Source organism: Aeromonas sp. INTO2 (assembly GCF_049860605.1).
GTDB classification, from domain to species: Bacteria; Pseudomonadota; Gammaproteobacteria; order Enterobacterales; family Aeromonadaceae; genus Aeromonas; species Aeromonas caviae.
In genome coordinates this window covers 2711415-2737498 of record NZ_CP187588.1, presented here as the reverse complement: position 1 = coordinate 2737498, position 26084 = coordinate 2711415, and the positions used below count along the sequence as shown (strand labels likewise).

At 62.4% G+C, this 26084-nt stretch carries 21 protein-coding genes; 7 read left to right on the top strand and 14 right to left on the bottom strand.

Features of this window, described 5'->3' with window-relative positions:
* Positions 1-4 precede the first annotated feature (4 nt).
* From ACPW74_RS12830 to ACPW74_RS12820, 3 genes are read right to left on the bottom strand one after another with little or no spacing between them, the layout of a single operon-like run.
* Positions 5-532 (bottom strand): hypothetical protein, encoded by a 528-nt coding sequence (locus tag ACPW74_RS12830; RefSeq protein WP_210537947.1) that lies wholly within the window; start codon positions 530-532, stop codon positions 5-7.
* Entirely contained in the window at positions 522-1112 is a 591-nt protein-coding gene (locus ACPW74_RS12825) for a TetR/AcrR family transcriptional regulator (RefSeq protein ID WP_223924472.1), read from the bottom strand. The genes ACPW74_RS12830 and ACPW74_RS12825 overlap by 11 nt, the downstream gene beginning before the upstream one ends.
* A gap of 8 nt (positions 1113-1120) precedes the next feature.
* Positions 1121-2551, bottom strand: coding sequence for a coniferyl aldehyde dehydrogenase (locus ACPW74_RS12820; protein ID WP_210537946.1), 1431 nt, complete (start codon positions 2549-2551; stop codon positions 1121-1123).
* Between the two features lie 212 nt (positions 2552-2763).
* Between ACPW74_RS12820 and ACPW74_RS12815 the strand changes: the two genes are divergently transcribed.
* Positions 2764-3057, top strand: a complete 294-nt coding sequence (locus ACPW74_RS12815; protein WP_041212706.1) for a hypothetical protein — start codon at positions 2764-2766, stop codon at positions 3055-3057.
* A 54-nt stretch (positions 3058-3111) separates the two neighbouring features.
* Here ACPW74_RS12815 and ACPW74_RS12810 read toward each other — a convergent pair whose 3' ends face one another.
* From ACPW74_RS12810 to ACPW74_RS12775, 8 genes are all read right to left on the bottom strand, one after another.
* Positions 3112-3561 carry a C40 family peptidase gene (locus ACPW74_RS12810; protein WP_143237323.1) on the bottom strand — a complete coding sequence of 150 codons (450 nt, stop codon included), beginning with the start codon at positions 3559-3561 and terminating at the stop codon, positions 3112-3114.
* A gap of 106 nt (positions 3562-3667) precedes the next feature.
* Positions 3668-4582 (bottom strand): hydrogen peroxide-inducible genes activator, encoded by a 915-nt coding sequence (locus ACPW74_RS12805; RefSeq protein WP_010674086.1) that lies wholly within the window; start codon positions 4580-4582, stop codon positions 3668-3670.
* A 297-nt stretch (positions 4583-4879) separates the two neighbouring features.
* Positions 4880-5845 (bottom strand): alpha-L-glutamate ligase-like protein, encoded by a 966-nt coding sequence (locus ACPW74_RS12800; protein ID WP_039039849.1) that lies wholly within the window; start codon positions 5843-5845, stop codon positions 4880-4882.
* 3 nt (positions 5846-5848) lie between these two features.
* Positions 5849-7387: an inactive transglutaminase family protein gene (locus ACPW74_RS12795; protein WP_010674088.1), complete on the bottom strand. Its 1539-nt coding sequence runs from the start codon at positions 7385-7387 to the stop codon at positions 5849-5851.
* 3 nt (positions 7388-7390) lie between these two features.
* Positions 7391-8149: an ATP-dependent zinc protease family protein gene (locus ACPW74_RS12790; RefSeq protein WP_010674089.1), complete on the bottom strand. Its 759-nt coding sequence runs from the start codon at positions 8147-8149 to the stop codon at positions 7391-7393.
* An 82-nt stretch (positions 8150-8231) separates the two neighbouring features.
* On the bottom strand, positions 8232-9209 hold the full coding sequence (gene cmoB, locus ACPW74_RS12785) for a tRNA 5-methoxyuridine(34)/uridine 5-oxyacetic acid(34) synthase CmoB (RefSeq protein ID WP_201900786.1): 978 nt from the start codon (positions 9207-9209) through the stop codon (positions 8232-8234).
* 3 nt (positions 9210-9212) lie between these two features.
* A complete protein-coding gene (gene cmoA / locus ACPW74_RS12780; RefSeq protein ID WP_128274261.1) occupies positions 9213-9950 on the bottom strand; it encodes a carboxy-S-adenosyl-L-methionine synthase CmoA in 738 nt (245 codons plus the stop codon).
* Positions 9951-10283: 333 nt separating this feature from the next.
* A complete protein-coding gene (locus ACPW74_RS12775) occupies positions 10284-11132 on the bottom strand; it encodes a DUF72 domain-containing protein (protein ID WP_010674092.1) in 849 nt (282 codons plus the stop codon).
* A 428-nt stretch (positions 11133-11560) separates the two neighbouring features.
* Between ACPW74_RS12775 and aspS the strand changes: the two genes are divergently transcribed.
* The 3 genes from aspS (at position 11561) to ACPW74_RS12760 (ending at position 16231) form a co-directional block, all read left to right on the top strand.
* Complete coding sequence (aspS, locus tag ACPW74_RS12770) at positions 11561-13327, top strand: aspartate--tRNA ligase (RefSeq protein ID WP_045525291.1); 1767 nt, start codon at positions 11561-11563, stop codon at positions 13325-13327.
* Positions 13328-13427: 100 nt separating this feature from the next.
* Positions 13428-14168, top strand: coding sequence for a YebC/PmpR family DNA-binding transcriptional regulator (locus tag ACPW74_RS12765; RefSeq protein WP_010674094.1), 741 nt, complete (start codon positions 13428-13430; stop codon positions 14166-14168).
* A gap of 437 nt (positions 14169-14605) precedes the next feature.
* A complete protein-coding gene (locus ACPW74_RS12760; RefSeq protein ID WP_041212708.1) occupies positions 14606-16231 on the top strand; it encodes a phosphoethanolamine transferase in 1626 nt (541 codons plus the stop codon).
* 142 nt (positions 16232-16373) lie between these two features.
* Here ACPW74_RS12760 and nagC read toward each other — a convergent pair whose 3' ends face one another.
* The 3 genes from nagC to nagB are packed head-to-tail and all read right to left on the bottom strand — an operon-like array spanning position 16374 to position 19548.
* Positions 16374-17588 carry a DNA-binding transcriptional regulator NagC gene (gene nagC / locus ACPW74_RS12755; protein WP_010674096.1) on the bottom strand — a complete coding sequence of 405 codons (1215 nt, stop codon included), beginning with the start codon at positions 17586-17588 and terminating at the stop codon, positions 16374-16376.
* A 4-nt stretch (positions 17589-17592) separates the two neighbouring features.
* Positions 17593-18738, bottom strand: coding sequence for an N-acetylglucosamine-6-phosphate deacetylase (gene nagA / locus ACPW74_RS12750; RefSeq protein ID WP_039039842.1), 1146 nt, complete (start codon positions 18736-18738; stop codon positions 17593-17595).
* A 9-nt stretch (positions 18739-18747) separates the two neighbouring features.
* Positions 18748-19548 (bottom strand): glucosamine-6-phosphate deaminase, encoded by an 801-nt coding sequence (nagB, locus tag ACPW74_RS12745; protein WP_010674098.1) that lies wholly within the window; start codon positions 19546-19548, stop codon positions 18748-18750.
* A gap of 272 nt (positions 19549-19820) precedes the next feature.
* Here nagB and nagE point away from each other — a divergent pair, with 272 nt between their 5' ends.
* From nagE to glnS, 3 genes are all read left to right on the top strand, one after another.
* Positions 19821-21275, top strand: a complete 1455-nt coding sequence (gene nagE, locus ACPW74_RS12740; RefSeq protein ID WP_143237325.1) for an N-acetylglucosamine-specific PTS transporter subunit IIBC — start codon at positions 19821-19823, stop codon at positions 21273-21275.
* A 122-nt stretch (positions 21276-21397) separates the two neighbouring features.
* Complete coding sequence (locus ACPW74_RS12735) at positions 21398-24061, top strand: beta-N-acetylhexosaminidase (protein ID WP_223924473.1); 2664 nt, start codon at positions 21398-21400, stop codon at positions 24059-24061.
* 342 nt (positions 24062-24403) lie between these two features.
* Positions 24404-26065, top strand: coding sequence for a glutamine--tRNA ligase (gene glnS / locus ACPW74_RS12730; RefSeq protein ID WP_041215537.1), 1662 nt, complete (start codon positions 24404-24406; stop codon positions 26063-26065).
* Positions 26066-26084: the final 19 nt, after the last annotated feature.

Genomic DNA, 26084 nt, shown 5'->3' with positions numbered 1-26084 from the left:
GTGTTCAACCGGTCAGAAGACCCAGATAGATGTGGCAGGCCCGCGCGAGCTTGCGATGCGGGTCCGGGTAGTGGCGAAGCAGGGGCCGCGCGATGAAGGCGGGCAGGATCAGGCTCTGCAACTGCTCAAGCGCTCGCACCAGGTGCATGGCCGCGTCGAGATCCCCATCCACCAGCAGCCGGTTTTCGCAAAAGGCCTGGTTGATGCCGAGGCGAAAACTGAGGGCGCGAAAGGCGACGGCGGGATGCTTGAAGCGCACCCGCAGGGGGTGGGGGCCGTCATGGGCACAGGTCGAGTGCGCCCTGCCAGCCTCCTCACCGCAGTGCCAGCGCCCCGCGAACTTGTAGAGACTCAGCCCCCGGGTCATGCCGTTTACCTCCAGCCTGATGGTGAGGCCGTCCGGCAGGGGGGCAAGCTCGCGGCGCACCGCCTCGTCGACCCGGGCGGCGCGGCACAGGGTGCGGCCGATGATCCAGAGCAGGCTGCCAATCCAGAGGCGCCTGCCGGTGGCAAGCAGGGCGTCAGGGCGCATGGGAACCTCCACTGATGGCGGACCAGAAGAGGGCGAAGGCGCTCTCCTGCCAGTGGGGGTCTTCTCCCAGTTCAGGCTGATCGACAAAGAGGGAGGCGCAGGCCAGAAACTGGCCCTGGCACACCTCCAGCATCAGGGCAGGCGGGGCCGACATCAGCTCGCCGCTGGCCTGGCCCCGGGCGAGCAGGCCCGGCAGAAAATGCAAGGTCTCAGCCAGGATCTGGCTGCGCAGGGGGCGGGCCAGCAGGGGGGAGTGGAAAAAGCCCAGCACGAACCTGAGCTCACGGGGGTGGGCCTGCATCCAGCCCATGGCCTGGTGCCAGTAGTGGCGGGCCTGCTCCTGGAGCGGCAGGGCGGCATCGGCCTCGGTGATGGCGGCGCCAAGGCGTGTCTTGATCTCCTGGTAGAGGCACTGGATCAGCACCTTCTTGCTGGGAAAGTGATGAAACAGGGTGCCATTGGCCACCCCGGCCGCCTTGGCGATGCGAGCGGTGGCGGCGCCCTGCAGGCCATCCTCCGCGCACAGGGCCAGGGCGGCATCCAGGATCTGGCGGCGTTTGTCGGTCATGGTCTCTCGCATCTCGCCTCCTAGCGCAGGAACAGGGCCATCATCAGCCGCTGGTACCAGCGCCGATAGGGGGGGTGAATGAGGGAGCCTGTGCTGAAGCGCCCGCGGCGCAGCACGGTCTTGGCCTTGGAGAAGGTGAGAAACCCCTCGCGGCCGTGATAGTGGCCCATGCCGGAGGGACCGATGCCGCCGAAGGGGGCATCGTCCGCCGCCACCTGGAACAGACTCTCGTTGATGGCCATGCCCCCAGCGTGGGTCTCCCGGATGAGGCGGCGCTGCAGCGTCTCGTCCAGGCTCATCAGATAGAGCGCCAGGGGGCGGGGGCGGGCCGCCACATAGGCCAGGGCCTCCTCGATGTCGTCATAGGGCACCAGGGGCAGCAGGGGGCCGAAGATCTCCTGCTGCATCACCTGGCAGTGGCCGGGCACCTCGGTCAGCAGGTGGGGCACCAGCTTGCGGGTGGCGTCATCCCGGGCGGGCGTGACGCAGGGGTGGATCTGGGCGCCGGCCTGCCTCGCCTCCTCCAGCCAGGCGGTGAGCCGCTCGTACTGGGGAGCGTTGATGATGGCGCCATAATCCGGGCTCTCGAGCCCTTTGGGGTAGAGGCGGCGAAAATGGGCCTGATAGGCCTCGATAAAGGCCTGCTCCTGCCCCCTCGGCAGCAGTACGTAGTCGGGGGCCACGCAGATCTGGCCGGCGTTGAGGCTCTTGCCGAAGATCATCCGCTCTACCGCCAGGGCCAGGGGCATGTCGGGGGCGATGAGACAGGGGCTCTTGCCGCCGAGCTCCAGGGTGAGAGGGGTGAGCTGGGGGGCGGCCGCGGCCATCACCAGCCGACCCACCGCCGTGGAGCCGGTGAAGATGAGATGGTCGAAGGGGAGGGCGCTGAAGGCGGCCGCGATCCCTGCATCCCCCTCGATGACCACCACCTCGTCACTGCCGAGGGCCTCATCGAGCAGGATGCGCAGCACGGCGTTGGTGTGAGGGGTGAACTCGGAGAGCTTGATCATGGCGCGGTTGCCGGCGGCGAGGGCGCCGATGAGGGGCCCGAGGCTCAGCATCACCGGGAAATTCCAGGGCACCATGATGCCGACCACGCCGAGGGGCTGATAGTGCACCTCGACCCTGGCGGGGGCCAGCAGCAGGCCGGAATGACGGCGCTCCGGTTTCATCCACCCCTTGAGCCGTTTCAGGGTGTAGTTGATCTGCATGACGCAGGGGAGCACATCGGCGATCAGGCTGTCGTAGTCGCTGCGCTGGCCGTAGTCCCGGGCCAGGGCCTGACACATTGCCTGTTTGTGGCGCAGCAGCCCCTGCTTGAGGGCGTCAAGTCTGGCGCGGCGGGACGCCAGATCCGGCATGGGAGTGGCCTGGCTGGCCTGCCTGAGCCGATGCAGTTGCTCGGGGAGGGAGAACTTGTCCGGTGAGGCGGGGGTGACGGTGGTGTCCATGGCATGCTCCGCACGAAAAGTGACCGACTGATTAGTCGGTCCAAATCTAGCGATTCGTTGCCGACTTGTAAACCGGGCGGGGGCAGAGGGTGGCTGCCAGTGGGGAGCGTTGTCCGGAACTGTGTCCGGGCTCCCATTTTTGAGGCATTCGGATTGGTCTTATATCCAATAAGGGGTAATTGTGGGGCACCAACTCGGAGGGAGAACCGCACATGACCAGGGAATTGCATAGCCTGCTGGCCCGGCTGGATGACGTGATCGCGCGCATGCCGGACAGTTTCAACACCTATGAGTTTGCCCAGAAGCTGGCGCTGCAACATCAGCAGGAGTATTTCGCCGCGGGCCACTCCCTGGCGGGCCAGGAGAAGAACCTGCTGCGCCTGCTCCACGAGAAGATTGCCCTGGCGCTGGCGAGCCATGAGGACGTCATCGAGGGGGCCCTGCTGCCCTGCATGACCCCCTGGGGAGAGCGCGCCACCTCGCCCCGCTGGCACCGCAAGCACTGACCCGGCAACAACATGAAAAGGCCCCGAGGGGCCTTTTCATGTTTGGGGTCGCACCTACTGGACCAGCCTGCGGGCCTGCCAGTAGCGGCTGTTCCAGTAGACGTTGTCGAGGCGCGAGCGGATCACGCCCTTGCTGGTGGAGGCGTGGATGAACTCACCTGCCCCGGTGTAGACCCCGACGTGGTACTGCTGCCAGCCGGTCTTGAAGAAGACCAGGTCCCCGTGCTGGAGACGGTATCTGTCCACCGGGCGGCCGAGGCTCGCCTGGGATTCCGTGGTGCGGGGCAGGGTGAAGCCCAGCACCTGGCTGTAGGCGAGCTGGGTGAAGGCGGAGCAGTCGAGACCGGCGCGGCTGGTACCGCCCATGCGATAGGGCACGCCGCGCCACTGCTGATAGAAGTTGTCGAATGCGCCGCTCTGGCGCACGGGAGGGGGAGGCTCCGGCGTGCTGGAGCAGGCGGCGAGAAGCAGGACCAGCAGGGGCAGCAGCAAGGTGCGAAACATCTCAACTCCTTGATAGGGCACGGGGTTCATCATAGACGATGATCCTGCCTGGAACCTGAATGACAACGGCATTGACGAGTGGCCGCCTGTGGGGGCAGCCACTGGATCACCCCGCCGGTTTGGGGGTAATGAGCGGCGTCAGCAGCTCGGCAATCTTGTAGAAGGTCTGCACCCGGGTGGTGCTGGGACGCCACACCAGGCCTATCTCCCGATAGGGTTTCTCCCCGGGCAGGGGGATGGCCACCAGGTCCGTGTTGTCGAGGATGCCCGCATCTATGGCCATCTGGGGCAGGAAGGTGGTGCCAAGACCGGCCCCCACCATCTGCACCAGGGTGTGCAGACTGGTGGCGGCGAACGGGTTGATCTTGCTCTTGTCCCGCAGCCGGCAGGCGCTCACCGCGTGCTCCGTCAGGCAGTGCTCCCGCTCCAGCAGGAAGATGCTCTGGTTGGGCAGCTCCTTGTAGTCGAACGGCATGTGCAGGCCCGCAGCCATGTGGGAGGGCATCACCATGTGGAAGGGATCCTGGCCGACGGTCTTGCTGTGGAAGCCGCCGATCTCCACCGGCAGCGCCAGGATCAGCAGATCGAGCTGCCCCTGCTCCAGCTGCTTGAGCAGATTGGTGGTGGTGTCTTCCCGCAGCAGCAGCTCCAGATCCGGATAGGCCTTGCCGCACACCTGCAGCAGCTTGCTCAGCAGGAAGGGGGCGATGGTGGGGATGCAGCCCAGGCGCACCGTGCCGTGCATGACGCCCCCCTGCTGCTGCCCCAGCTCCATCAGATCCCGGGCGTCGGAGAGCAGGTTGCGCGCCCGCGCCACGATTTCCATGCCGACCGGCGTCATGATGAAGCTCTTGTGATCCCGCTCCACCAGTTGCAGGTTCATCATGTCCTCCAGAGTCTGGATCCCGGTACTCAGGGTCGACTGGCTGACATGGCAGGCCTTGGCGGCGCGGTTGAAATTCTTGTGCTCGTCCAGAGCGACCAGATACTGGAGCTGCTTCAGGCTGGGCCAACGTTGCATAGGAGAAACCCGATCGATGCTATCTATTTGATTTGATTAATCTACCATCGAGAAGCCCCGTTGTCGCCGACAAATCGGTGCCCCCTGGCAGGCGCACTGCTTCACGCACATGGGGTGGCCTGCGCCGATGGGCTGGTCACCCCTCATTGGTCAGGAGCTTATCCCCTTGTGCCGCGCCATTGAAGGGGTGCCGCCATGGGATGTGACGGGGATCGGCCTTCGGGCGGGGCGCCCTGCGCGCAGGGGCGGCCATAAAAAAACGCGCCGGTGGGCGCGTTTTTGCAGAAGGGGGGCGGACTATTCGTCGAAGATACCGAAGTGATCCTTGGCGAAGTTGACCCGCTGCTCCACGTTCATCTTGACCTGACCCAGCTTCTCGATGGTCTTGAGGTTGGGCACCAGGCCGCGACCGTTGGCGATCTGGATGGCAAGGCCCGGACGGGCGTTGAGCTCCAGCAGCATGGGGCCGCGGAACTTGTCCAGCACCATGTCGGTCCCGATGTAGCCAAGACCGGACATCTCGTAGCAGGAGGCCGCCAGGTTGAGCAGGGTGTCCCAGTGGGGCACCTTGAGATCGTAGAGATCCAGACCGGTGTCCGGGTGGTGGCGCAGAGGGTTGCCAAACTGCACCGCCCGCAGGGCGCGACCGGTACGCAGGCACAGACCCACCCCCACGGCGCCCTGGTGCAGGTTCGCCTTGCCGTCGGAAGCCGAGGTCGAGAGGCGCATCATGGCCATCACCGGGAACCCCTTGAAGATGATCACCCGGGCATCGGGGACCCCTTCGAAGGAGTAGCCGTCGAACACGTCGTCGAAGTTGATGAGCCCTTCCACCAGCGCCACGTCGGGCTTGCCGCCGAGGGAATAGAGCCCTGCCAGGATGTTGGAGACATGGCGCTCCAGATCCTGGCCGTTGGCGGCGCTGCCGTTGGGCTTGTAGAAGAGGCCGTCCTCCTGGCGCAGGATCACCAGGATCCCCTTGCCGCCGGAGCCGCGGGCCGGCTTGATGCAGAAACCCGGCCAGTCCTTCACCAGCTCGGTGATGCGAGTCACGTCGTGCTGCTCGCGGATGGTGCCGATGAGTTCAGGCACCGTCACCCCCGCATCCAGCGCGATGCGCTTGGTCTTGAGCTTGTCATCCACCAGCGGATAGAGGCGGCGCGGGTTGTAGCGGCTGATGTAGGAGTGGTTGCGCTTGTTCATGCCGAGGATGCCTGCCTGGGACAGGCTCCACGGACTGGTGTATTTCTGCCAGAACCACATCTGTTACTTGTCCTTACCCGGGGTGGCACCAGACTTCATCTCGTCCACCAGCGGCTTGAAGCGCTTGAGCTCGCTCAGCTTGTAGCCGGTGTAGTTACCCATCAACAGCACGGTCGCCATCAGCACCAGCTGCAGGCCGAGGAAGTTGAAGGTGAGGTGACGAATGAGCTCGTTGTCCATGGCCAGGTAGGCGATGACCGCCACCAGCAGGGAGCCGCCGCCCTGGCGGAACACCTCTTTGGGACCCTCTTCTTCCCACAGGATGGACATGCGTTCGATGGTCCAGGAGAGAATGATCATCGGGAAGAAGGTGATCTTCATGCCGTCGGTCAGCCCCAGCTTGAAGGCGAACGCCGAGAAGATGCCGATCATCGAGATCACCATGATGATGATCGCCGATATTCGGGCGACCAGCAGCAGGTTCAGCCTCGAGAGGTAGGAGCGGATCACCAGGCCGGTGCCGACGATCAGCAGGAAGCCGATGAGGCCGGTGACCAGCGAGGTCTGGATGAAGGCGACCGCGATCAGCACCGGCATGAAGGTGCCGGAGGTCTTGATCCCCACGATGACCCGCAGGAACACCACCATCAGCACGCCGATGGGGATGAGCAGCAGACCCTTGAACAGGGCTTGCTCTTCCAGGGGCAGGCTGTGGATGGAGAAGTTCATCATCTCGGATTTTTCGAACTTCTGGGCCAGGGCCACGTTGACCGGTTGCTCCTGCTCGATCATCGAGAAGGTGACGCGGGAGTTGTGACCGCCGGTGACGTCCAGGAGGGCGCCGGAGTTGTACTCCCACAGCAGCAGGTTGGCCGGTTGACCCTGTTCACCGCTTTGCGGGTTGAACAGCTTGTAGTCGGTCGGGCTGTTGAAGACCTGCAGGTAATCCACCAGCTCCTGACGGCGACGGCCATCTTCCAGGCTGAGGGCGTGAACCACCCGGGCCGGGACGTCCGCGTTGTTGAGCAGCTCGGCAATCAGATTGGCGCGGCTCTTGTGGGACTTGAGCAGCTCGGCGTTCTGTTCCTGCTTCTCGATCTCCTTGATGATCTCGCGGGTCAGGGTGTAGCCGTCGGCGGAGCGCTCCTGGGCGCGCTCCAGGATCTGCTTCATGGCCGTGGCGTAGGGCTCGCTCTCGATCTGCTTCTCGATGGCGGGCGGCTGCGGGTTGGCGGCGGGCTTGGCATGGGCATCGGCCATCATGTCGACCCGGTAGTAGAGCTCCTGACGGCCGGAGGCGGTGCGGATGGACCACTCGGCGCGGGCATCCCCGTCTTTTTCCACGAACGACAGGCCATAGCCCGGGCTCGCGGCGTTCTCGTTCATCAGGGTGAAGCCGGGCTGGGTGCCCGGAATGGCCAGGGAGGCGATCACCGGCTCGCCGGTGGCCTCGAACTCGAGCTTGGCTTCGATGGACCAGATCTGGCGCTTTTCACCCGGCGTGAGCGGGACGTCCAGCGCGATGTGATGATAGAAGGTCATCCCCAGGCCGACGATGTAGAGCAGGGCGACCAGCAGATAGAACGGCTTACGGGAAACCATGGATTATTTCACATCCTTGAGCTTGGGTTTGGGTTGGATATATTCGCGGGCCACGTCGACCACGGCGATGTCTTTGAGGAATTCACGGCCCAGCAGCACGGGGAAGGTCATGTCGCTGCGGTCCTTCAGGGTAAATTCGGCCTTCTCGGTCATGTCGCCGATGCGCACGGCGAGGCGGACCACGGGGCGACGGTCGAGATCGTCGGCGGAAGCCTGACGGACCCGCACGTGACGCACCAGGGGCGCTTCAATCTGGATCTTGTCGTCCATCTCCTGGTGGCTCAGGAAGAAGCGCACCCAGTTCTTGCCGTTGCGCTCGAAGATGGTGATCTCCTGAGCGCTGATGGAGGAGGTGGTGGCGCCGGTGTCGACCCGGGCCTGGAAGGCGTCGTTGGCGGCGTCAACCCAGATCCACTCCGCTTCACCCACCAGCAGCTTGCCATCGACGGTGTGGCCCTGGCTCGGCGCCGGGCACTTCTCGGTGGGAATGGGCATGGCCTTGGGCGGCTCGGGAGGCAGGGTAGCCAGCTTGCTGTCGACTTTCTTCACGGACTCTTTCATGTTGGTGACATCGGTGTTGAGCTGAACCAGCAGGTGCTGTTGCTGCACATACTGCTTCTGTTGCTGTTCCATGGATGTTTGCAGACGTTGCTCGCTCAACGAGATCTCGTTGCGCAGCTCGGCCAGCGTCAGGGTCGGGGCCGGGGGGGCTTTTTCCATACTGACACACCCGCCGAGACTGAGCAGGGAGAGCAGGGTCATTCCTTTTAATTTGCTTTTCATGTCATTCATTTAACTGTGCTTCCTGGAATTGGGTCAGTGTAACTTCCACAGCCGCTATCGGCTAGTCTTTGGCCTTTCTGGCGATCAGTACGGCACGTTTGGGTGCCGGGTATCCTTCGACCGTGAGTGCAGGATTGTGTGGATCCAGATAGTCACTCAGGGACTCGTTAATCATCCAGTCGGTACGACGCTGTTCGTCGGTGCTGGTCATATTCTCGTCGACGATGCGCACCTCGGTGAACCCGCAGCGCTCGACCCAGCGTGTGAGGGCCGCGCTCGAGGGGAGGAACCAGACGTTGCGCATCTTGCCGTAGCGATCGGAGGGCATCAGCACCTGGTTTTCGTCGCCGTCCACCACCAGGGTCTCGAGCACCAGCTCCCCATCGTCTTTGAGCTGGTTGCGCAACTGCTCGATGTGCTCGATGGGGGACTTGCGATGATAGAGCACCCCCATGGAGAAGACGGTGTCAAAGGCCCGCAGCGCCGGCAGCTCCTGGATACCGAGGGGCAGCAGGTGGGCGCGCTGGTCGTTGTCCATGAAGTGGCGAATGGCTTCGAACTGGCAGAGGAACAGCGGGCTCGGGTCGATGCCGACCGCCAGTTTCGCCCCTTCCCCCACCATGCGCCAGAGGTGGTAGCCGCTGCCGCAGCCCACGTCCAGCACGTAGCGGCCCTGGAGCGGGCTGATGTGGGGCAGCACCCGATCCCACTTCCAGTCGGAGCGCCACTCGGTGTCGATGTGGATGCCGTGCACATGGAAGGGGCCCTTGCGCCAGGGCATGAGCTGGCGCAGCAGGCTCTCGGTCTTCTTGCGCTCACCCTCTCCCAGGCTATCGGGGCCGCCGATGGCGACCCGCTCTTTGAGCTCGATCCGGCCGGGGGCCACGACGGGCAGCTTGGCGAGGGCGCGGTTCCAGCGCGGCAGATCCCCGTGCAGGTTGTCGTGCTGCCAGGCGTGCAGCTGGGCGGGCAGGGTGTGCAGCCAGTGGCTCAACCTGTTCTTGGCGATCAGTTGATAAAAATGGGCGAAATCGATCATGGCTTAGTTGGTGTCGCTGGCTTTGATGGCAATCATGGAGCCGAAGTTGAAGCACTGGAACCAGAGGTCCAGGTGGGTGAAGCCGGCGTCCCGCAGGCGCGCCTGATGGACCGCCAGGGTGTCGGTGCGCATCACGTTCTCAAGGGCGGTGCGCTTCTGGCTGATTTCCAGCTCGCTGTAGCCGTTGGCCCGTTTGAAGTCGAGGTGCAAGTCGATGAGCAGCTCGTTGACCTGCTTGTCATCGAAGCGGAACTTCTCGCTCAGGATGAGGATGCCGCCGGGGCGCAGGCCGTCAAAGATGCGCGCGATGAGGGCGGCCCGCTTCTCGGGGGCGACGAACTGCAGGGTGAAGTTGAGCACCACCACGGAGGCGTTCTCGATGGGGATGTCGCAGATGTCCGCCTCCACCAGCTCCACCGGCACCTCGGACTTGAAGCCCGAGAGGTGAGCGCGGGCCCGCTCGATCATGGGGTGGGAGAGATCCACCGCCGTGATCTGGCAGCCGGGCTGGGTGACGTGGCGGCGCATGGCCTGGGTCGCGGCGCCGAGGGAGCAGCCGAGATCGTAGAGGCGGCTCTGGGGCTGGGCGTAGCGGGCGGCCATCATGCCGATGGCGGAGATGATGTTGCTGTAACCGGGCACCGAGCGCTGGATCATGTCGGGGAAGACGTCGACGACCTGCTCGTCAAAGCAGAAGTCTCCCAGACGGGCAATGGGGGCGGCAAAAATCTGATCGTGCATGCTGACGCAACCTGACAGCCGGTGTGGTGGGCGGCTGTTTTATTCAATTGAATCTTGGGTGGACGGGCATCGAAATGGCGTCGTCACCGGTTGACGAACGGGGTGGCTTGCTCCGGGATCCTTCGGGCTGCCCCTGTTCGCAACGGGCCATGGTCCGGGCCCTCAGGGTGCCGGGCTGGGGTGGGCAACGCATTGCCATGCACCCAGGCCCGGGACCTTACTTGGGGCGCTAGTGTAGAGGAAAGGCGGGCGTTTGTCTTGACGCCAACCCCGGTGGGACCACAAAAAAAGCGGCTTTTTTTGGGGATGGAGAAGGGGCGGGGAGGGGGCCGCTCAAAAGGGCAGCACCCCCTGGCGGGCGCGATCGTTTTCTCCCGGCCAGGGGGCCATCTCCTGGCCGAGCAGGCGGCTGATCTGCCGTGCGAGTTCGGGGGCCCGGGCATTGTCGGCGGTGTGAACAAAGAGGTAGAGATCCTTGCCCTCCTGAAGCCATTGTTTCCAATGTGGCAACCATGGTGGCAAAAATGGGTGATTGTCCTCGATTTGAGGCAAACCAATCAGGCGCACCACCGGGGCACCCCCCGTGGCCAGCAGATGGACCGGCAACCTGGGTTTCTTGCCCTGGGCATCGATCATGGCGGCCGTGGTGGCGGGCACCGAGAAGAGCGGGCGGCTGTCGAGCATGATGCGATTGATGCCCCGCGCCATCAGCATCCGGTTGAGGGCCCGTTCCGCCTCCCCCTTGGCGAAGAAATCGGGGTGGCGCACCTCGAGGGCATAGGTGAAATCCTGGGGCAGCCGCGCGAAGAAGGCATCCAGACGGGCCAGCCCCTCTGGCCCGAAGCGGGCGGGCAGTTGCAGCTTGAGCAGCCCCAGCTTGTCATGCAGGGGGGCCAGCAGGCGGATGAAGGCCGTCACCTGTTTGTCCGCGCTCACCAGATCGCTCTGGTGGCTGATCTCCTTGGGAAACTTGAAGCTGAAGCGAAAGTGGTCGGGGACCGCATCGGCCCAGCGCTGCACCGTCTCCGGGGTCGGCGAGGCGTAGAAGGTGGTGTTGCCCTCCACGGAGTTGAACACCCGGGCATAGTCGGCGAGGTGCTCGGCGGGCCTGGCATTCATCCCCAGCAACTGGCCGGGCCAGGCCGGGTGTGACCACTGGGGCAGGCCCAAATAGAGGCTCATGATGGTTCCTGTCGGCAGGTTGGCGCACTTTTGCCCTCCTTTTTGCGCCAGAACAACAAAAAACAGGGTAAAGGGGGCTGCGGGCCATTTTACCCAAATGGAGGTTTTCCTCTATAATGCCAACCCTTTTGTTTGCCACATTGTCGTAATGCGCGCGACCGAGCCCCCGGGTGACGATGATCGCGGCCCGGCAGTGGCCAGACAACGACGCCAGCCGATACCCCGGCGCCCACTCGTCATCCCGGTCGGGAGCGGGGGCATGCCTGGGGCGGCGGCAAGAATCCGGCTCGGGGAGCCGGATGACCCGAGACAGATTTCAAACCGGGCAAGAAGCAGGATCTGGCCAGCTGTGAGACAGACGGTGCTTGCCAGTCGTGCCCGGCGACCCAGGATGAACCGTCTCTCTACCATTTCGAAGGAAGAAGTCCATGCGCTCTATCTATTGCGGACAGGTCAATGAGGCCCATGCCGGGCAGACCATTACATTGTGCGGTTGGGTCCATCGTCGTCGTGATCTCGGCGGCCTCATCTTTATCGACATGCGCGACCGCGAGGGCATCGTGCAGGTGTTCTTCGATCCGGACAAGCCGGACGCCTTTGCCCTGGCCTCCGAGCTGCGCGGCGAGTTCTGCATCCAGGTGACCGGCGTGGTGCGTACCCGCCCCGACTCCCAGCGCAACAGCGACATGGCCACTGGTGCCATCGAGGTGTTCGCCCACGAGCTGACCATCATCAACCGTGCCGAGCCGCTGCCCCTTGACTTCAACCAGGTCAACAGCGAAGAGGTGAGCCTCAAGTACCGCTACCTGGACCTGCGTCGTCCCGAAATGGCCAAGTACCTGAAGACCCGTGCCAAGGCCAGTGCCTTCGTGCGCCGCTTCATGGACGAGCACGGCTTCCTCGACATCGAGACCCCGATGCTGACCAAGGCGACCCCGGAAGGGGCCCGTGACTACCTGGTGCCGAGCCGCGTGCACAAGGGCAAGTTCTACGCCCTGCCGCAGTCCCCCCAGCTGTTCAAGCAGCTGCTGATGATGTCCGGCTTCGACCGCTACTACCAGATCGTCAAGTGCTTCCGCGACGAAGACCTGCGTGCCGACCGCCAGCCGGAATTCACCCAGATCGACGTGGAGACCTCCTTCATGACCGCGCCCCAGGTGCGTGAAATCATGGAAGAGATGATCCGCAAGCTCTGGCTGCACATCCTGAACGTGGACCTGGGTGACTTCCCCATCATGACCTTCGACGAAGCCATGCGCCGCTTCGGCTCCGACAAGCCGGACCTGCGCCTGCCGATGGAGCTGGTGGACGTGGCAGATCTCTTGACCGAGGTGGAGTTCGCCGTGTTCGCCGGCCCCGCCAAGGATCCGAAAGGCCGTGTGGCGGCCCTGAAGGTACCGGGCGGCGCGGAGCTGTCTCGCAAGCAGATCGACGAGTACACCAAGTTCGTCGGCATCTACGGTGCCAAGGGCCTGGCCTGGATGAAGGTCAACGAAGCCGGGAGCGGCCTCGAAGGGGTGCAGTCCCCGGTGGCCAAGTTTCTCTCTGACGCCATCGTGCGCGAGATCCTGGCCCGCACCGGCGCGATGGATGGCGACATCATCTTCTTCGGCGCCGACTCCAAGAAAGTGGTGTGCGATGCCATGGGCGCCCTGCGCCTGAAGGTGGGCCGCGATCTGGGCCTGGTGGAGAACGTCTGGAAGCCCCTGTGGGTCATCGACTTCCCCATGTTCGAAGAAGATGGCGAAGGCGGCCTGGCGGCCATGCACCACCCCTTCACCGCCCCGAGCAACCTGGGCCCGGCCGAGCTGAAAGCGAACCCGGTGGGCGCTTACGCCAACGCCTACGACATGGTGATCAACGGTTACGAAGTGGGTGGCGGCTCTGTGCGTATCCACAACAGCGAGATGCAGTCCACCGTGTTCGACATCCTGGGGATCACCCCGGACGAGCAGCGCCTGAAGTTCGGCTTCCTGCTGGATGCCCTGAAATACGGCACCCCGCCCCACGCCGGCCTGGCCTTCGGTCTGGACCGCCTCAGCATGCTGCTGACCGGCACCGACAACATCCGGGATGTCATCGCCTTCCCGAAAACCACGGCGGCCGCCTGTCTGATGACAGACGCCCCGAGCTTTGCCAACCCGGCCCAACTGGGCGAGCTGGCGATTGCGACCACCGTCAAGGGTGACGAATAAGCCGTTATCGGCAACAAAGGCCGCAGCGATGCGGCCTTTCCCGTTTCCCCCTGGGCGCAACCAGTGTTACTGAAATTTCCAACTATAACGGAGAGTCCCTATGGCAGGTCACAGTAAATGGGCCAACATCAAACACCGCAAGGCGGCGCAAGACGCCAAGCGCGGCAAGATCTTCACCAAGCTGATCCGCGAAATCACCACCTCCGCGCGTCTGGGTGATGCCGATCCTGCCAACAACCCCCGCCTGCGTGCGGCGGTGGCGGCAGCCCTGACCAGCAACATGACCCGCGACACCATCAACCGCGCCATCGCCCGTGGGGCCGGCGGCGGTGACGGTGAGCAGCTCGAGACCATCGTGTACGAAGGGTACGGCCCGGCCGGTTCCGCCGTCATGGTGGAGTGCCTGACCGACAACCGCAACCGTACCGTGGCCGAAGTGCGTCACGCCTTCAGCAAGTGCGGCGGCAACCTGGGGACCGACGGCTCCGTGGCCTATCTGTTCACCAAGAAGGGGGTGCTGACCTTCGTGGGCGCCGATGAAGACGCTCTGATGGACGCCGCGCTGGAAGCCGGTGCCGACGACGTGGTGACCGAAGAAGATGGCACCATCGAGGTCTACACCACCCCGAACGACTTCGGCACCGTGCTGGACGGTCTGGAAGCTGCCGGCTTCAAGCCCGAGAGCGCCGAAGTGACCATGATCCCCTCCACCGAGGCGGAACTGGATGCCGAGACCGCGCCCAAGCTGATGCGCCTCATCGACATGCTGGAAGATCTGGACGACGTGCAGGAGGTGTACCACAACGGCTCCATCTCCGACGAGATCGCCGCGACCCTGTGATCCCCCAGAGCAAAGGGGAGGGCGATCACAACGGTCCTCTTCCCCGGCTCCGACGAGATCGCCGCGACCCTGTGATCCCCCAGAGCAAAGGGGAGGGCGACCACAACGGTCCTCTTCCCCTGCTCCGACGAGATTGCCGCGACCCTGTAATTGTCTCTCGTGACCCTGTTCAGGTTCGCGAACACACAGGTGCGACACCTTGTTCACCTTCGCAAAAACGGCAGCCCGGGCTGCCGTTTTTTTATGTGCCAGACCGCGCACCTCCTCCTTGTGGTTCGATTTCCTCTCTTAATGTTCGCTTAAGTTTGCCGTCCTAGGATGACCCCGTATCTGGACCTCCCTGGCTCTTGTCCTGTTTATCAGGGCCAAGTGTCGGGATGGTCACCACGAAGCCTGCTGGCAGGTTGTTAGTTCCACTGGTTTGTCGGAGTCTCTCTATGCGTCTCACTCTGGGAGTGATGAAGGTCAATCTGTTGCTGGTGCTGCTGTTTGCACTGGTCTTCAACTGGCCCATTTTCCTGCACTTTTATCGCATTCTCAGCGCCCTTGAACACGTCAAGGCGGGGTTTGTCCTCTCCATTCCCCTGGTACTGGTGGCGGCCCTCAACGCGGTGTTCCTGCCCTTTACCTTCCGTTATCTGCTCAAGCCCTTTTTCGCCTTGCTCATCCTGACCGGCTCCCTGGTCAGCTACGCCATGCTCAAGTACGGGGTGATCTTCGACATGGGCATGATGCAGAACATCATCGAAACCAACAGCGGGGAGGCGGGCTCCTACCTCAACGGCTCCGTGGTGCTCTGGTTCCTGCTGACCGGCCTGCTGCCGGTGCTGGTCCTGCTGTGGGTGAAGATTGAGTATCCCCGTCCCTGGTACAAGGGGCTGGGTCTGCGCCTCGGTTCCATCGCCCTCTCCTTGCTGTTTCTGATGGGGGCTGCCGCCCTCTATTACCAGGATTACGCCTCGGTCGGGCGCAACAACAAGTCCCTCGGCAAGGAGATAGTGCCCGCCAACTATGTGCACGGGCTCTACAAGTACGCCAGGGATGTGGTCTTCGCCACTCCCATTCCCTACCAGCAGATCGGCACCGATGCCAGGGTGATCGGCCAGCATGAGAAGCCGACCCTGATGTTCCTGGTGGTGGGGGAGACGGCCCGCAGCCAGAACTACTCCCTCAACGGCTACAAGAAGGAGACCAACGGCTTCACCGAGAAGGAGGCCAATGTCGTCTCGTTCAGGAACGTGCGCTCCTGCGGCACCGCCACTGCGCTCTCCGTGCCCTGCATGTTCTCGAACATGACCCGGCGTGGCTATGACGAGGCTAGGGCCCAGTCCCAGGACGGCTTGCTGGACGTGCTGCAACATGCCGGGATCTCGGTGCTCTGGAAGGAAAACGACGGCGGCTGCAAGGGGGTGTGCAAAAACGTCCCCACCATCGAGATTGAGCCCAAGGCATTCCCCGCATACTGCTCCGGTAATGCCTGTCATGACGAGGTGCTGTTGCAGGGGCTGGATCAGCAGATCGCCGACATGCAGGGCAAGCAGGGCAGCAAGCTGGTGGCCTTCCACCTGATGGGCAGCCACGGTCCGACCTACTATCGCCGCTACCCGGCCGCCGATCGCGTCTTCCTGCCGGACTGCCCGCGCAGCGACATCGAGAACTGCAGCAACGAAGAGCTGGTGAACACCTATGACAACACCATCCGCTACACCGACAAGGTGCTGGCCCAGCTCATCGACAAGCTCAAGAGCCTGGAGAGCCAGTACAACGTGGGGCTGGTCTATCTGTCGGATCACGGTGAATCCCTCGGCGCCATGGGGCTCTATCTGCACGGCACCCCCTACAAATTCGCACCGGACGATCAGACCCGGGTGCCGCTCCTGACCTGGTTCTCTCCCCAGTTGCAGGCAGACCGTCAGCTCAATCTGGATTGCCTGCAACAGGAGGCAGCCAGCAAGCGCTTCTCCCACGACAACCTGTTTCACTCCATGCTCGGCATCATGGACGTGCAGACCCAGGTCTATGACGGCAAGCTGGATCTGTTCAAGCCGTGCCGGGCAGGGTGAACCACGGCGTCCGATTACGCCGCTACGGGGCTAATCGAACCTACGCTCTGTTCAAACCTTGTAGAGCGGGGTGAACCGGCGAAAACAGACCATAAAAAAACGGCAGCCACTGGCTGCCGTTTTCGTATCCGAAGGGGTGGGCCTACTTCTGCTCCATGATGATCTGCAGCAGATCCCCTTCCAGCAGGGAGCGCTTGACCAGGGCGAAGCCGCCGATGGTGGGCTGGTTCTGGAAGCGCGCCTTCACGATGGGCAGGCCGCGATGGAAACTTGGCAGAGACTGGTGTTCGACGCAGCGGCGGATGGCCGGGATCAGGATCTCTTCGGCGGCGGTGATTTCACCGGCGATGAGCACCTTCTGGGGGTTGAACAGGTTGACCGTGATGGCGATGGCGCGCCCCAGGTGCTCCCCCACGTTCTCGATCACGCTGCGGGCCAGCTCGTCACCGGCCACCGCCGCCTTGCACACCTCCTGGATGGTGATGTGCTTCTCTTGCAGCGAACTCAGGTGACCGCGGCTGATGAGCTCCTTCACCTTGTCGACGATGGCCTCGTTGGAGGCGATGGTCTCGAGGCAGCCGAAGTTGCCGCAGTGGCAGCGCTTGCCGAGCGGTTCGACCTGGATGTGGCCTATTTCACCGACGTTGCGGTTCTGGCCGAGAAACACCTTGCCCTTGGTGATGATGCCAGATCCCGTCCCTTGGTGGACACTCACCAGGATGGAGTCCATGCAGTCGCGGGACTCGCCGAAGAAGTGTTCGGCCAGCGCCAGCGAACGGGTGTCGTTGCCCACGTAGCAGGGGAGGTTGAAGTGGTGCTCCAGGAGCTTGGCGAGCCCCAGGTTGCGGATCTGGTAGGTGGGGGTGTAGATGACCATGCCGGATTCCGGGTTGACCAGACCCGGCATGGTCAGCGCGATGCTGATGAGGTTGCGGCTGCGATCCTGATTGGCGTCGATGAAGGCGCCAATCTCCCGCAGCAGCATGTCCACCACGGGTTGCTGCTCGATCTCGGTCACCTGGGTGATGTGTTGATCGAGCTCCTTGCCGTCGAGGTCATACAGGGAGAGCTGCAGGTAGCCGCGACCCAGCTTGGCGGACACAAACTGGAAGCGATGCTTGATGGTGGTCAGGGAGATGGCGCGGCGCCCGCCAGTGGAGGCTTGCGGCGAGGTTTCCCTGATGAGACCGTGCTCGATCAGTTGCCGGGTTATCTTGGTCACGCTGGCCGGGGCCAGCTGACTCAACTCGGCAATTTTGACCCGCGAGATGGGCCCCTGCAGGTCAATGAGGCGATAGACGACCGCACTGTTTACCTGCTTGATAAGATCTACGTTTGCTATTTGTCCGCCAGTCATAGTGTCACTGTGTTGTGTAGTGTCCGTTAACCACGGTCCCGCAGACCGCGAAGGCCTGATCAAAGACGGTGAGGTTGGCAATTTTTCCGACCTGGATACTACCGAGACGCGAGTCCCATCCAATGGCGCGAGCGGGGTAAAGGGTGGCCATTCTCAGTGCTTCGTCGAGCGGCAATCCGACCTGTTTGACCAGATTTTCCACCCCTTCGATCATGGTGAGGGCGGAGCCGCCGAGTGTACCATTCTCATCGACGCACTGACCATCGCGGAAATAGACGGTTGCGCCGCAAAAATCAAATTTCTCAAAGCCTTCCGGTGCACCTGCCGCCGCGGTGGCATCGGTGACCAGCACCAGCCGCTCCCCCAGCATCCTGTGCGCCAGGCGCACGTTGGCCCAGTGTACGTGGTGGCCGTCGACGATGATGCCCGCATAGACATCCTTGCGATCGTAGATGGCACCGACCACGCCGGGCTCGCGACCGTTCAGGGTCGGAGTCATGGCGTTGTAGAGGTGGGTGGCAAAGCGCATGCCGTTGTCAAAGCCCGCCATGGCCTGGTCGTAGTTGGCGGCGGTGTGGCCGGCGGAGACCAGGATGCCGGCTTCCACCAGACGGCGGATGTGCTCGGGCTTGTTGCGCTCCGGCGCCAGGGTGATCTTGGCGATGGCGTCCGCGTTGTCGCAGAAGAAGTCGATCATCTCGTCGGCGGGCTGGCGGATCTGTTCGGCCGGGTGGATCCCCTTGCGCTTGAGGTTGGTATAGGGCCCTTCCAGATGGACGCCAAGCACCTCGTTGGGGTGGGCGGCCATGTAGTCGCGGGTGACGGCGACGGCCTGCTTCATGTCCGCATCCGGGCTGGTGATCAGGGTCGGCAGGAAGCTGGTGGTCCCGGATTTCAGGTTGGCCGCCTGCATGGTGGCCAGGGTGTCCGTGGTGATGTGACCGTTGAACATGACGCCACCGCAGCCGTTGAGCTGCACGTCGATGAAGCCGGCGCTGAGGTTGGCGCCCTGGAGGTCAATCTGCTCGATGCCGGCGGGCAGTTCTGCCTGGCGGGAGATGGCGACAATCTTGTCGCCATCGATGACCACGCCATAACCGGTCAGCACGCAGCTGCCGGTGTAGAGAGTGCAATTAGTCAGAGCGTACATGGGGGCTCCTCAGAGGTGTTTGATGTTGTCGGCTTCCAGTTGCTGGAAGTAGCGCACCGTCTTGACCTTCAACTCCATGGTGGAAGGTTCGTCGCACACCACAATCCCTTTCGGATGCAGTTGCAGGGTGGAGATGGTCCACATGTGGTTGACGCTGCCCTCCACGGTGGCCTGCAGGGCCTGGGCCTTGGCGTGACCGACCACCAGGATCAGGATCTCTTCGGCGTCCATCAGGGTGCCGACACCCACGGTCAGGGCCAGCTTGGGCACCTGCTCCATGTCGCCGCCAAAGAAGCGGGAGTTGGCGATGCGGGTGTCTTCGGTCAGGGTCTTGACCCGGGTACGGGAAGCCAGGGAAGAGGCCGGTTCGTTGAAGGCGATGTGGCCGTCATTGCCGACGCCGCCCATGAACAGGTGGATTTTGCCGTAGGACTTGATCTTGTCTTCGTAGCGCTGGCACTCGGCCACCAGATCCTCGGCGTTGCCATTGAGGATGTTGATGTTTTCCGGGCGAATGTCCACGTGATTGAAGAAGTTGTTGTGCATGAAGCTGTGGTAGCTCTCCGGATGTTCCTTGGGCAGCCCCACGTACTCGTCCATGTTGAAGGTGACCACGTTCTGGAAGCTCACCTCGCCGGCTTTATGCAGCTCAATCAGGCGCTTGTAGGTGTTGAGCGGGGTGCCGCCAGTGGGCAGACCCAGCACGAAGGGACGCTCGGCAGTGGGTTTGAACGCATTGATGCGGTCAACGATGTAACGGGCAGACCAGAGACCCACCTGGCTGGCAGACTTCAACGGGATCAGGCGCATTCTATATACCTCAGTACGGTTGCCGCACAGGGAGTGACGGCAAGGGACCAGACACGGATTCAAGTTGTTTTATAGCGTAAATAAAGATTGCGAACTAAGCCACATCTATCGGCTACCTTTATCTCTGTTGAGTGATAATGATCACGAAAGCTGGTTTATTAATTTGCGCAGCGAAATAAAACACATAGACTGCCAATCAAGCCTTGATGGCTTATGCGTCGAACGTGATAAGCACTTAATTTCTAGAAAAACACCAACTAAGGAGAGGAACCGTGAACATTCTCGGTTATTTGCAAAAGATCGGCCGTGCCCTGATGGTGCCGGTAGCGGTATTGCCTGCCGCCGCGATCCTGATGGGGATTGGCTACTGGATTGACCCGAACGGTTGGGGTGGCGGAAGCCCTCTGGCTGCGTTTCTGATCAAGGCGGGCGCCGCCATCATCGACAGTATGCCCATTCTGTTCGCCGTCGGCGTCGCTTACGGCATGTCCAAGGATAAAGACGGTTCCGCCGCGCTGGCCGGTCTGGTCGGCTTCCTGGTGGTCACCACCCTGCTGAGCCCGGGCGCCGTGGCCCAGATCAAGGGTATCCCGGCCGACCAGGTGCCGGCAGCCTTTGCCAAGATCAGCAACCAGTTCGTCGGCATCCTGTGTGGTGTCATCGCCGCCGAGCTGTACAACCGCTTCAGCAGCGTGGAGCTGCACAAGGCGCTGGCCTTCTTCTCCGGTCGTCGTCTGGTGCCGATCGTGACCTCCGTGGTGATGATTGTCGTCTCCTTCATCCTGATGGCCGTCTGGCCGGTCATCTACGGTGGCCTGGTGAGCTTCGGTGAATCCATCGTCAGCATGGGTTCCACCGGCGCCGGCATCTATGCCTTCTTCAACCGTCTGCTGATCCCGGTCGGTCTGCACCACGCCCTGAACTCCGTGTTCTGGTTCGACGTGGCCGGCATCAACGACATCCCGAACTTCCTGGGTGGCCAATCCTCCATCGACGCCGGCAAGGCTGTCGTGGGTGTGACCGGCATGTACCAGGCCGGCTTCTTCCCCATCATGATGTTCGGTCTGCCGGGTGCCGCACTGGCCATCTACCACAGCGCGAAGAAAGAGAACAAAGAGAAGGTTGCGTCCATCATGATCGCTGCCGCCTTTGCCGCCTTCTTCACCGGGGTGACCGAGCCGCTCGAGTTCTCCTTCATGTTCGTGGCGCCGATACTGTACGTCATCCATGCCCTGCTGACCGGTATCTCCGTGTTCATCGCAGCCTCTATGCACTGGATCGCCGGTTTCGGCTTCAGCGCCGGTCTGGTGGATATGGTGCTCTCCAGCCGCAACCCGCTGGCGACCCAGTGGTACATGCTGCTGGTACAGGGTCTGGTCTTCTTCGGCCTCTACTACGTGGTCTTCCGCGCCGTGATCGCCAAGTTCAACCTGAAAACCCCGGGTCGTGAAGATGACGAAGCCGTGCCGGTACAGGCTCAAACCACCGACCGCACCGAGCTGGCCAAGCAGTATCTGGAAGTGCTGGGTGGTCAGGAGAACCTGGTGACCATCGATGCCTGCATCACCCGTCTGCGTCTGACCCTGAAAGACCGCAGCATCGTTGACGAGCGCAAGCTCAAAGCTCTGGGCGCGGCCGGTGTGGTCAAGCTCGGTGAGCAGAACCTGCAGGTGATTCTGGGCCCATTGGCCGAGATCATCGCCGGTGAGATGAAAGCCCTGCGTTAATCGAGCGACTCGCTCACCTCAAGTCTAAGTCCATTGTTGACATAACTAAGGGCCCCGCCTCGGGGCCCCATATAAAAAAAGCCAAGAAAATCCAACCTTTACTTCAAATGAGAGCAGCAGTTATGAACTTGAAACATTCTCTGTTAGCCATTGCCATGTCTACCGTTTTCGCCGGTCCCGCACTTGCAGCCGATGCTGCCAGGCAAGCGGTGGTCGACGCCCTCGCCAGCAACCTCGTCGTCAAGTACGAAGTCGTCACCAATGACGGTGCCGGCGCCGGTCTTGACTGCCAGGCGCTGGGCTCCGAGTGGGCGAGCTGCGGCGTTGCCAAGCTGCACCTGACCAATACCGGTGCCGACGTCACCTCCAAGGACTGGAGCATCTATGTCTCCTCCATCCGCCGCATCCAGCGGGTGGACAACGACCAGTTCACCATCACCCACCTGACCGGCGACCTCTATCGTTTGACGCCGACCGAGAAGTTCCAGGGCTTTGCCAAGGACGCCACGGTCGAGGTGCCCCTGGTGGTGGAATACTGGGTATTGTTTGAATCTGACATCATGCCGAACTGGTATGTCGCCAGTGAAGGGGCCGAGCCGAAAGTGCTGGCCAGCATGAGCAACATCGACGATGCCAGCACCTACGAGAAGCCGATGCCGGCCGATGGCTGGAAGCGCACCAAGGATGACAACAACATCCTGATGAACAGCGAGACCCGTTTCGCCGCGAACCAGACCAGCACCCTGCTGCCTGCCGGCAAGATTGACGACCGCATCCTGCCGAGCCCGATGAAGCAGGTGGTCAAGGCCGGCCCGCAAGTCGACTTCTCCACCATCAAGCTCAATGCCCTTGACCTGCCAAGCGATCGCGCCGAGGCCCTGAAGGCGCAACTGACCAAGCTGGGTGTTACCCTCTCCGACACCGGCTACCCGGTCACCATCAAGCTCGGCAGCAAGCTCAAGCAGGCCGAAGGCTACGACATGACCATCGGCAAGAAGGGCACCGTCATTCAGGGGCACGACGTTGACGGCGCCTTCTGGGGCGCCCAGTCCCTGATCTCTCTGCTGGGGGTTGACGACAAGCTGGTGAGCCAGATGAGCGTCGAGGATGCGCCGCGCTTTGAATACCGCGGCATGCAGACCGACGTGGCCCGTCACTTCCGAAGCCCCGAGACCATGAAGAAGCTGGTGGATCAGATGTCCGCCATGAAGCTCAACGTGCTGCACCTGGGGCTAACCAATGATGAAGGCTGGCGTCTGGAGATCCCGGGCCTGCCGGAGCTGACCGACGTCGGCAGCCAGCGTTGCCATGACGAGTCCGAAACCAAGTGCCTGATGCCGCAGCTTGGCTCCGGCCCCACCAGCGACAACCAGGGCTCCGGTTTCTACAGCAAGGCGGACTACATCGACCTGGTACGCTATGCCAAGGCCCGCGGTGTGACCGTGATCCCCGAGATCAACATGCCGGCCCACGCCCGTGCCGCCGTGGTCTCCATGGAGGCGCGCTACAAGCGTCTGATGAGCGAGGGCAAAGAAGCCGAGGCCAACCAGTTCCGTCTGACTGACCCGGCTGATACCTCCAACGTCACCTCGGTGCAGTTCTACGACAAGATGTCCTTCATCAACCCCTGCCAGCCGGGTGCCGCCACCTTCGTGGCCAAGGTGATGGACGAAGTGGCCCAGATGCACCAGGCCGCCGGCCAGCCGCTGACCGCCTGGCACTACGGTGGTGACGAGGCGAAGAACATCATGCAGGGCGGTGGTTACCAGGATCCGGCCGTCACCAAGAAAGAAGATCTGGTGGCCTGGAAGGGCAACGTCGACTCCAGCAAGCAGGACAAGCCGTTCGGCAAGTCCCCCATGTGCCAGAAGATGATCGACGATGGCAAGATCAAGGACGTGGCCGAGCTGCCGGTCTACTTTGCCAAGGAAGTGAGCGAGATGGTCAAGGGCCACGGCTTCTCCACCCTGCAGGCGTGGGAAGATGGCCTGAAGTACGCCACGGATGCCAGCGTATTCGCCACCGACAAGACCCGGGTCAACTTCTGGGAAACCCTCTACTGGGGTGGTTTCAACGAGGCGATGAAGTGGGCGCACAAGGGCTATGACGTGGTGCTCTCCAACCCGGATTACCTCTACTTCGACTTCCCGAACGAGGTACACCCGGCCGAGCGCGGCTACTACTGGGCAACCCGCTTCAACGACACCCGCAAGGTGTTCGCCTTCGCCCCGGAAAACCTGCCGCAGAACGCCGAGGCCTCGGTTGACCGCGACGGCAACGCCTTCGTGGCCAAGGGTGACCAGGATCCGGTCAAGTTCAAGGGGATCTCCGGTCAGCAATGGAGTGAAACCGTGCGCACCGATGCCCAGTACGAATACATGGTCTATCCGCGCATCTTCTCCGTGGCCGAGCGCGCCTGGCACAAGGGCGGCTTCGAGCTCGATTACGTGAAGGGTCGCGAGTTCTCCGGCACCACCAAGCACGTGAACAAGGCCACCCTGAACAAGGAGTGGAACCAGTTTGCCAACGTGCTGGGTCAGCGCGTGCTGCCCAAACTGGACCAGGCCGGGGTGGAATATCGCCTCTCCGTACCGGGTGCCAAGGTGGTGAACGGTGTGCTGGAAGCGAACGTGGATCTGCCGGGTCTGCCCATCCAGTACAGCCTGGATGGCAAGAGCTGGAGCGCCTACGACGCTGCCGCCAAGCCGACCGTGGATGGCAAGGTCTACCTGCGTACCACCAGCTTCGATGGCAAGCGCACCAGCCGCGTCACCGAGCTGAACTGATAGCTAGCCTTCAATCCATAACGCAAGGTGGGTCGCAAGACCCGCCTTTCCCAAGATCGATGGCCATCGGGTTTGGGAAAGGTTGACTCTGCGTGTGAACCTTTGTTGTGTGTGTTTTGTCTGTTTTTCATCACTTGAGACCCCGCCCCGTGCGGGGCTTTTTTTGACCAGGATCTCTGCAATTTCTCCCGTTTCGCCGTTTTTGGTGCGCCAATGACCCGAATTGGCCAAATTCAGGTTGAGGCAGGGCGCGTAATGAGGGATCATACCCGGCTTGACGGCGGGGGTATGAGGGTGCCAGCCGGCACAACGTCCGCCAGTGACGCATTTTTGAGGTGAGCCATGAGTCAGGCGAACAGCCCAACTAACTTTATTCGTCAGATCATTGATGAAGATCTGGCCAGCGGTAAGCACAGCAGCGTGCATACCCGTTTCCCGCCGGAGCCGAACGGTTATCTCCATATCGGCCACGCCAAATCCATCTGCCTGAACTTCGGCATCGCCCGCGACTATCAGGGTCAGTGCAACCTGCGTTTCGATGACACCAACCCGGCGAAGGAAGACATCGAGTTCGTGGAGTCCATCAAGCAGGACGTCCAGTGGCTGGGCTTCCAGTGGAGCGGCGAGATCTGCTACTCCTCCGACTATTTCCACAAGCTGCACGGCTACGCCATCGAGCTCATCGAGAAGGGACTGGCCTATGTGGACGAGCTCTCCCCGGAGCAGATGCGCGAATACCGCGGCACCCTGACCGCTCCTGGCAAGAACAGCCCGTTCCGCGATCGCAGCGTGGAAGAGAACCTGGCCCTGTTCGCCAAGATGAAAAACGGTGAGATGGCCGAAGGCTCCGCCTGCCTGCGCGCCAAGATCGACATGGCATCCCCCTTCATGGTGATGCGCGATCCCGTCATCTATCGCATCAAGTTTGCCCACCACCACCAGACCGGTGACGAGTGGTGCATCTACCCGATGTATGACTTCACCCACTGCATCTCGGACGCCCTTGAGGGGATCACCCACTCCCTGTGTACCCTGGAGTTCCAGGACAACCGTCGCCTGTATGACTGGGTGCTGGACAACATCAGCATCGACTGTCACCCCCGTCAGTACGAGTTTTCCCGTCTGAACCTCGAATACACCGTCATGTCCAAGCGCAAGCTGAACCTGCTGGTGACCGAGGGGCACGTGAACGGCTGGGACGATCCGCGCATGCTGACCGTCTCCGGTCTGCGCCGCCGTGGTTACACCCCGGCCTCCATCCGCGAGTTCTGCAAGCGCATCGGTGTGACCAAGCAGGACAACATCGTTGAGATGAGCATGCTGGAAGCCTGCATCCGCGACGATCTCAACGAGAACGCCCCGCGCGCCATGGCCGTGCTGCACCCGGTGAAGGTGGTGATCGAGAACCTGGCGGCGGACGAGGTGCTGACGGCGCCAGCGCACCCGAACAAGCCGGAGATGGGGACCCGTGAGCTGCATTTCTCCCGCGAAATCTTCATCGACGAGGCTGACTTCAAAGAGGAAGCCAACAAGCAGTTCAAGCGGCTGGTGCTGGGCAAGGAAGTGCGCCTGCGCAACGCCTACGTCATCAAGGCCGAGCGGGTCGAGAAGGATGCGGACGGCAAGGTCACCTGCATCTACTGCTCTTACGACCCCGAGACCCTGGGCAAGGATCCGGCGGACGGTCGCAAGGTGAAAGGGGTGATCCACTGGGTCAGCGCCACTCACTCCCTGCCGGCCGAAGTGCGTCTCTATGACCGTCTGTTCAAGGTGCCGAACCCGGGCGCCGAGGATGACTTCGAAGCGGCCCTGAATCCGGAATCCCTGGTGATCATCGAAGGGGCCCGGGTGGAGGCTTCCCTGAAGGATGCCAAGCCGGAGTTTGCCTACCAGTTCGAGCGTGAAGGTTACTTCTGCGCCGACAACAAGCTCTCCAGCGCCGAGCACCTGGTGTTCAACCGCACCGTGGCCCTGCGTGACGTCTGGGGCAAGGCCGAGGCCTGATAGAAGAGGGCAGGGGAGA

Bases quoted from the DNA above. Each gene is read 5' to 3' on its own strand.
- cmoB (WP_201900786.1), bottom strand. From the start codon at position 9,209: ATGATCGATTTCGCCCATTTTTATCAACTGATCGCCAAGAACAGGTTG.
- ACPW74_RS12825 (WP_223924472.1), bottom strand. From the start codon at position 1,112: ATGCGAGAGACCATGACCGACAAACGCCGCCAGATCCTGGATGCCGCC.
- nagB (WP_010674098.1), bottom strand. From the start codon at position 19,548: ATGCGCCTGATCCCGTTGAAGTCTGCCAGCCAGGTGGGTCTCTGGTCT.
- ACPW74_RS12765 (WP_010674094.1), top strand. From the start codon at position 13,428: ATGGCAGGTCACAGTAAATGGGCCAACATCAAACACCGCAAGGCGGCG.
- ACPW74_RS12790 (WP_010674089.1), bottom strand. From the start codon at position 8,149: ATGACCCTGCTCTCCCTGCTCAGTCTCGGCGGGTGTGTCAGTATGGAA.
- ACPW74_RS12820 (WP_210537946.1), bottom strand. From the start codon at position 2,551: ATGGACACCACCGTCACCCCCGCCTCACCGGACAAGTTCTCCCTCCCC.
- aspS (WP_045525291.1), top strand. From the start codon at position 11,561: ATGCGCTCTATCTATTGCGGACAGGTCAATGAGGCCCATGCCGGGCAG.
- cmoA (WP_128274261.1), bottom strand. From the start codon at position 9,950: ATGCACGATCAGATTTTTGCCGCCCCCATTGCCCGTCTGGGAGACTTC.
- glnS (WP_041215537.1), top strand. From the start codon at position 24,404: ATGAGTCAGGCGAACAGCCCAACTAACTTTATTCGTCAGATCATTGAT.
- ACPW74_RS12810 (WP_143237323.1), bottom strand. From the start codon at position 3,561: ATGTTTCGCACCTTGCTGCTGCCCCTGCTGGTCCTGCTTCTCGCCGCC.
- nagC (WP_010674096.1), bottom strand. From the start codon at position 17,588: ATGACTGGCGGACAAATAGCAAACGTAGATCTTATCAAGCAGGTAAAC.
- ACPW74_RS12795 (WP_010674088.1), bottom strand. From the start codon at position 7,387: ATGGTTTCCCGTAAGCCGTTCTATCTGCTGGTCGCCCTGCTCTACATC.
- ACPW74_RS12805 (WP_010674086.1), bottom strand. From the start codon at position 4,582: ATGCAACGTTGGCCCAGCCTGAAGCAGCTCCAGTATCTGGTCGCTCTG.
- ACPW74_RS12775 (WP_010674092.1), bottom strand. From the start codon at position 11,132: ATGAGCCTCTATTTGGGCCTGCCCCAGTGGTCACACCCGGCCTGGCCC.
- ACPW74_RS12735 (WP_223924473.1), top strand. From the start codon at position 21,398: ATGAACTTGAAACATTCTCTGTTAGCCATTGCCATGTCTACCGTTTTC.
- ACPW74_RS12830 (WP_210537947.1), bottom strand. From the start codon at position 532: ATGCGCCCTGACGCCCTGCTTGCCACCGGCAGGCGCCTCTGGATTGGC.
- ACPW74_RS12760 (WP_041212708.1), top strand. From the start codon at position 14,606: ATGCGTCTCACTCTGGGAGTGATGAAGGTCAATCTGTTGCTGGTGCTG.
- nagA (WP_039039842.1), bottom strand. From the start codon at position 18,738: ATGTACGCTCTGACTAATTGCACTCTCTACACCGGCAGCTGCGTGCTG.
- ACPW74_RS12800 (WP_039039849.1), bottom strand. From the start codon at position 5,845: ATGTGGTTCTGGCAGAAATACACCAGTCCGTGGAGCCTGTCCCAGGCA.
- ACPW74_RS12815 (WP_041212706.1), top strand. From the start codon at position 2,764: ATGACCAGGGAATTGCATAGCCTGCTGGCCCGGCTGGATGACGTGATC.